This is a genomic window from Kitasatospora sp. NPDC022785 (assembly GCF_055561295.1).
This window is the reverse complement of sequence record NZ_JBVHHB010000067.1, coordinates 1-2110: the sequence shown is the minus strand read 5'-3', so window position 1 is coordinate 2110 and position 2110 is coordinate 1. Positions and strand designations below refer to the sequence as shown.

Sequence of the window (2110 nt, the reverse complement as noted above, 5' to 3'; positions counted from 1 at the left end):
CCGGTGCGCAGGGCAGCCAGGGCGACCAGGGCGCGCAAGGTTTCCAAGGTTTCCAGGGCGGCACCGGAACCCAGGGCGCGCAAGGGAACCAGGGCAGCACCGGCACCCAAGGCGCGCAGGGTGGTACCGGTGCGCAGGGCTTCCAGGGCGGCACGGGTGCGCAGGGCAGCCAGGGCGACCAGGGCGTTCAGGGTTTCCAGGGCAGTGCCGGTGCCCAAGGACCGCAGGGCATCAGTGGCACGCAGGGGGCCCAGGGCGGTACTGGCGCCCAGGGAACGGAGGGCGACCAGGGGCCCGCCGGCGCGCAGGGCAGCCAGGGCGGCACCGGCGCTCAAGGCGCCCAAGGCGACCCCGGCAGCCAGGGTGCTCAGGGCGGTACCGGTGCGCAGGGCTTTCAGGGCGGCGCAGGCGTGCAAGGCAGCCAGGGCGACCAGGGCACCCAGGGCTTTCAAGGCACGACCGGCTCGCAGGGGAGCCAGGGCAGCGCGGGCCCTCAGGGCGCGCAGGGTGCGCAGGGTGGTACCGGCAGCCAGGGCGTTCAGGGTGGCACGGGTGCGCAGGGGAGCCAGGGTGACCAGGGCAGCCAGGGCTTCCAGGGCGGCACAGGCGCCCAGGGTGCGCAGGGCGACCAGGGAATCACCGGCGCGCAGGGCAGTCAGGGCAGCGTCGGTGTCCAGGGCACGCAGGGCGTGCAGGGCGCGCAGGGTGGTACCGGCAGCCAAGGCTTTCAGGGCGGCACGGGTGCCCAGGGGAGCCAGGGCGATCAGGGCTCGCAGGGGTTCCAGGGCAGCACCGGCGCCCAGGGAACACAGGGCGGCCAGGGAACCGCCGGCGTCCAGGGCACTCAGGGCGGAACCGGGGCACAGGGCAGTCAGGGCGTGCAGGGCGCTGCGGGCGTTCAGGGCAGCCAGGGCGGTTCCGGCACCCAGGGCAGCCAGGGCTTCCAAGGTGAGAGCGGCACCCAGGGCGCGCAGGGGAACGCCGGGGCGCAGGGCTTCCAGGGCGTTGGCGGCGTGCAAGGCGCGCAGGGGGATACCGGGGCGCAGGGTAGTCAGGGCGGCATCGGCAGCGCGGGCGCGCAAGGTGTCGCCGGCGCCCAGGGCAGCACCGGCGCGCAGGGTGCCCAGGGCGCACAGGGCTTCCAGGGCGGCATCGGCAGCCAGGGCGTGCAGGGCAACCAGGGCGGCACCGGTCCCCAGGGCGGCCAGGGTGTCCAGGGTGTGACCGGTGCTCAGGGCGCTCAGGGAAACGCCGGGACGCAGGGCTTCCAGGGCGGTACCGGCGCCCAAGGCACGCAGGGTGGCACCGGTAGTCAGGGCTCGCAGGGCAGCACCGGCGCCCAAGGGAATCAGGGCAGCACCGGCACGCAGGGTGCGCAGGGCGACCAGGGAATCAGCGGCACCCAGGGGTTCCAGGGCGGCACCGGGGCTCAGGGCACCGAGGGCAGCCAGGGTGATGCGGGTGCGCAGGGTAGCCAGGGCGGCGCCGGTGTCCAGGGCGCTCAAGGTTTCCAAGGCGAGACCGGCACCCAGGGCGCTCAGGGGAGCGCCGGGGCGCAGGGCTTCCAGGGCAGTACGGGCGCCCAGGGCACACAGGGTGGTACCGGCAGTCAGGGCTCGCAGGGTGATACCGGGGCGCAGGGTGGCCAGGGCAGCCAGGGGTTCCAGGGCGGCGCCGGTGCACAGGGGGTCCAGGGCAGTCAAGGCGCCCAGGGCAGCACTGGCACGCAGGGCTTCCAAGGCGGCATGGGCAGCCAGGGTACGCAGGGCAACCAGGGCAGCGGCGGTTCCCAGGGCAGTCAAGGCGACACCGGCACCCAGGGTGCCCCCGGGGCCCAGGGCTTCCAGGGCGGCACGGGCGCCCAGGGCAGCCAGGGCTTCCAGGGAAGCACCGGCTCGCAGGGCAGCCAGGGTGGCACCGGCACGCAGGGCGCCCAAGGCGCCACCGGCTCCCAAGGGAATCAGGGCAGCACCGGTACGCAGGGCTCTCAGGGCGATACCGGGGCGCAGGGCACCCAGGGTTTCCAGGGGGTGGCGGGTTCGCAGGGTTTCCAGGGCGTGGCGGGTTCGCAGGGGAGTCAGGGTGGTTCGGGGGCCCAGGGCGCGCAGGG

At 75.0% G+C, this 2110-nt stretch carries 1 protein-coding gene and 1 pseudogene; one reads left to right on the top strand and one right to left on the bottom strand.

Going from position 1 to position 2110, the window contains the following annotated elements; translation table 11 throughout:
- A partial coding sequence (locus ACZ3YO_RS39855) for a hypothetical protein (RefSeq protein ID WP_465579187.1) occupies positions 1 to 1703 on the bottom strand: 1703 nt, incomplete at its 3' end.
- A 42-nt stretch (positions 1704 to 1745) separates the two neighbouring features.
- Between ACZ3YO_RS39855 and ACZ3YO_RS39850 the strand changes: the two are divergent.
- A pseudogene (locus ACZ3YO_RS39850) lies at positions 1746 to 2110 on the top strand (hypothetical protein); the annotation flags it as partial.